This window comes from Chlorobium sp. KB01 (assembly GCF_001975465.1).
Taxonomy (GTDB): Bacteria; Bacteroidota; Chlorobiia; order Chlorobiales; family Chlorobiaceae; genus Chlorobium.
This window is the reverse complement of record NZ_MPJE01000081.1, coordinates 1-3,681: the sequence shown is the minus strand read 5'-3', so window position 1 is coordinate 3,681 and position 3,681 is coordinate 1. Positions and strand designations below refer to the sequence as shown.

Below are 3,681 nucleotides of genomic sequence, written 5' to 3'. Positions count from 1 at the left end.
GCGCAATCGGACTTTTACTTCGAAAATCGGCTGCGCCCGTTGCTCATGAATTATTCAGGTTAACTGGTTCGATTTCGGAAGTATGTCAGGAGTGGTGGTTCTATGAACTTGCCAAGCGCATGCAAATCACTTCCGAATAAAGAGTCGAATTGTAATCGATGTTAATATTTGTTCACTGATTTTGATAAAATTTTTGTTATGCGGTTGTTATCCGGGAATTTTTTTATAGCTGTAAATATAATTAAAATAATAACCTGCGGCTTCGTCGCGAGTTTTACACTGTAGAGGTCAGAAGTTCGAATCTTCTATCGTCCACATCATCCCTCAAAGCCTGAAAACACGCAGGCTTTGTTTATTTCTGTCAGATGAGCAGGGCGAGAATGGCGAGAATGGTGTTGTTTTTTTATCGAGGATCATCTGTTGTTCGTTTCAGACAGTGCAATCCTCTTTTTTCTGCTCTCCAGTACACACAATCCGGTGGCCAGGAAGCGCATATTTCCTGATATCTGCCGGAAACCATTGAGATGACAAGAGGATGGCGTGAATATTTTTCCAGAGTTTGTTCTGCTTCTGCGATTGAAGCAAGTCTGGCTTGCCCTGAATGGATCATTGCTTCGGCGAGTTCATCGAGAAAAACCGATTCTGTCGATACTGACCCGGGATGAAGAGCCCGACATACACGCTCACCCAGAGCAATTGTTGCAGCTTTTCGGATAAAGTCGGAGGCTTCAGGAAAAGAGAGAATCCTTGGTTCAAACTCCTGAATTTTTTTCTGAATCCGGACAGCCTGCTCGTTATTATTGAGTGATCCCTCCGTGCTGTCGAAAACATGCAATGCCTTTCGGATGTTTTCAAGTACACGCCCTGTACTATAATCGTCTGTTGTGCCCATTTTATTGACTGATGAGATTGAAAGTCATGGCTACAAGCATGGAGGCTGCTATTTCCGGCTTGGTAAATGATGATAATCTTGCCTCTGCCGGATTCCTTGTTTTCTGGATATGTTACCGGTTTGATCATGCATTATTGGCCTGTCAATGCATAATTGAAAGGTACTCATTCCCGTGAACATTGGTAAGTCGATAGACAGGAGGGCGAAAATAGTCTGTGCTATCCGTTTTGTGAGCCAATTGACTATAGTAACGAATTGTGTTGCTTTATTCGATTGATTCATGTAATTACCGGTATGTTTATTTCTGACTACATTGACGCTTTGCTAGCCAAAGGCGTATTCTGTTTCAGTGGCGCTGAAGCTTCTGATGCGATTGGATCAGGCGTTATCGCTACCCGTGCGGCCTTGCGTCGTCTGCGGCATAAGGGTGAGGTTGCCATGCCGTACCGGGGATTTTATGTTATCGTTTCTCCAGAGTATCGTAAGATAGGATGCTTGCCCGCAAACCAGTTTATTCCGTTATTGATGGATCACCTGAAAGAGCCCTATTATGCAGGCATGCTTACCGCTGCCGAACACTCCGGTGCAGCTCATCAACGCCCTCAGGCTTTTCAGGTTATCCTGCAACATGCTCGACCGGATATCAGTTGTGGGGATGTGAGGATTGATTTTATCATACGCAAGAACGCAGCGCTTATGCCTGTGCAGGATTTCAAGACGCCTCGCGGTTATGTAAAGGTCTCGACCCCTGAGGTCACAGCATTTGATCTAACCGGGTATCCGCATCATGCAGGGGGTCTGGATAATACTGCAACTGTTTTATCTGAACTTGCAGAATATCTTGACGGCGGGAAGCTGGCTGAAATAGCAGCACTCTCTCCCATAGCGTGGTCTCAGCGATTGGGTTACTTGCTGGATTTGATTGGTGAAGCCGACTTAGCCGAAGGATTGGCTGAATATGTTGCAGGTCGCAATCCTGTGCCGACTCCACTCTCCCCGTCACAACCTTACAGCGGAGTTCGAAAGGTGGCCCGCTGGAGGCTGCTGCCAAATGAAAAGGTAGAGCCGGAAATATGATACCTCTTGACTATATCACCGCATGGCGGGTCAATGCTCCATGGTCGCAGTTATCCCAGATTGAGCAGGATCTGATTATCTGTCGTGCCCTGATTGAACTTTACACACACCCGGTTGTAGCGAAAAATCTGGCTTTTCGTGGTGGAACTGCCTTGTTCAAGCTTCATCTTCCGCCAGCGAGATATTCAGAGGATATTGATCTGGTGCAAATGCAAGCGGGGCCAATCGGTCAGATCATGGATGCTGTACAGGAAAAGATCAATCCCTGGTTGGGAATTCCCAGGCGGAAACAGTCAGAAGGAAGGGTAACGCTGATCTGGCGTGTGGAATCAGAAGAAGGATTTCCATTACGGCTCAAAGTGGAAATAAACTCAAGGGAACACTTTACGGTACTTGGATATCAACAGTTTGAATTCAGAATGGCATCCCGCTGGCATACCGGCTCAGCATTAATCTCAAGCTATCGTATCGATGAATTGCTCGGTACCAAGCTGCGGGCGCTCTATCAGCGAAAAAAAGGGAGAGATTTGTTTGACTTGTGGCAAACAGCCAAAACCCTTGCTGTTAATCCTGAAACGGTTGTCTCCTGTTTTTTGCAGTACATGGAGTATGAAGAACATCAGATATCCAGGGCTGAATTTGAGATGAATCTGTTCGAAAAGCTTGATGACTCTCGTTTTCTTGATGATATCTCACCCCTGCTGACAACAGGGAACTCATGGGATTCCAGGGCGGCGGCACGGTATGTTCTGGATTCTCTCGCACCTTTAATTGATGGGTAATTGATGGATCTGTTTGAATAGGTGTTATTGATATGATTAACTTGTTTTTATTAAATCAGTTGTTTCTGTAAAAGATAATTGATGGGTGATTGATTCAAAGAGGCATTGATGACTAATCCAGCCATGACTGGCCCAGTTGTCCCACAACGGCATATTACGTGAGTACAGTTAAACTTTCGTAAAGGTTGGATTAACAGACGAACAAAACATAGTGGCGATGGTAGTGACCATGATCCGGCATGGGTTGAACTGGAACTGCAGAGCAGGCAACTGAACGAATTTCTTTTGTGAATAGTTAACTAATTCGTTAACAATCGTCCATGCGAGAGATTGTTTTCTTTAAGACCCGTGCCGGGAAAAGTCCCGTAGAAGACTATCTGGACACGCTTTCTGAAAAGGAAGTCCAGAAGGTACTGTGGGTGCTCAGACTTGTCAAGGAGTTGCCCACGGTGTCGACCGAGTATTTCAAGAAACTCCAAAACACGTATGGTATATGGGAGATCAGAGCAAAACAGGGAAGTAATGCCTTTCGGCTTTTAGGATTTCTTGACCAAGGAAGCTTTGTTGTTCTTACCAATGGTTTCTCAAAGAAGACTCAGAAAACCCCGGCATCAGAAATTGTACTCGCTGAAAAGCGGAAAACAGAATATCTATCGAGGAAAAACCATGGATGATCTTGAACGATACATTAAGAAGCGGAAAGATGAGTCCCCGGATTTCGCAAAAACTTTTGAACAGGGTTACGAACAATTCCGGATCGGGGAGTTACTGCGCCAGGCAAGAAAACGTGCAGGTCTGACCCAGGAAGATCTGGCTGAAAAATTGCACACCAAAAAATCGGCAGTCTCCCGCATTGAGAACCATTCGGAAGACATCCGGCTCTCAACGCTGAGCCATTATGCCGAAGCTCTGGGTAAAAAGCTTACCGTA

General features: G+C 45.5%; 5 protein-coding genes. 4 read left to right on the top strand and 1 reads right to left on the bottom strand.

The window, feature by feature from the left end; translation table 11 throughout:
- Positions 1–403: 403 nt before the first annotated feature.
- Positions 404–892: a hypothetical protein gene (locus BOO20_RS09025; protein WP_076792194.1), complete on the bottom strand. Its 489-nt coding sequence runs from the start codon at positions 890–892 to the stop codon at positions 404–406.
- 294 nt (positions 893–1,186) lie between these two features.
- Between BOO20_RS09025 and BOO20_RS09020 the strand changes: the two genes are divergently transcribed.
- The 4 genes from BOO20_RS09020 to BOO20_RS09005 form a co-directional block, all read left to right on the top strand.
- Positions 1,187–1,969: a type IV toxin-antitoxin system AbiEi family antitoxin gene (locus BOO20_RS09020; RefSeq protein ID WP_076792192.1), complete on the top strand. Its 783-nt coding sequence runs from the start codon at positions 1,187–1,189 to the stop codon at positions 1,967–1,969.
- On the top strand, positions 1,966–2,751 hold the full coding sequence (locus BOO20_RS09015) for a nucleotidyl transferase AbiEii/AbiGii toxin family protein (protein WP_233120936.1): 786 nt from the start codon (positions 1,966–1,968) through the stop codon (positions 2,749–2,751). The genes BOO20_RS09020 and BOO20_RS09015 overlap by 4 nt, the downstream gene beginning before the upstream one ends.
- Before the next feature lie 320 nt (positions 2,752–3,071).
- Positions 3,072–3,425 (top strand): type II toxin-antitoxin system RelE/ParE family toxin, encoded by a 354-nt coding sequence (locus tag BOO20_RS09010; protein WP_076791945.1) that lies wholly within the window; start codon positions 3,072–3,074, stop codon positions 3,423–3,425.
- The coding region (locus tag BOO20_RS09005) for a helix-turn-helix domain-containing protein (RefSeq protein ID WP_076792191.1) at positions 3,418–3,681 on the top strand (264 nt) is incomplete at its 3' end. The genes BOO20_RS09010 and BOO20_RS09005, both read left to right, overlap by 8 nt.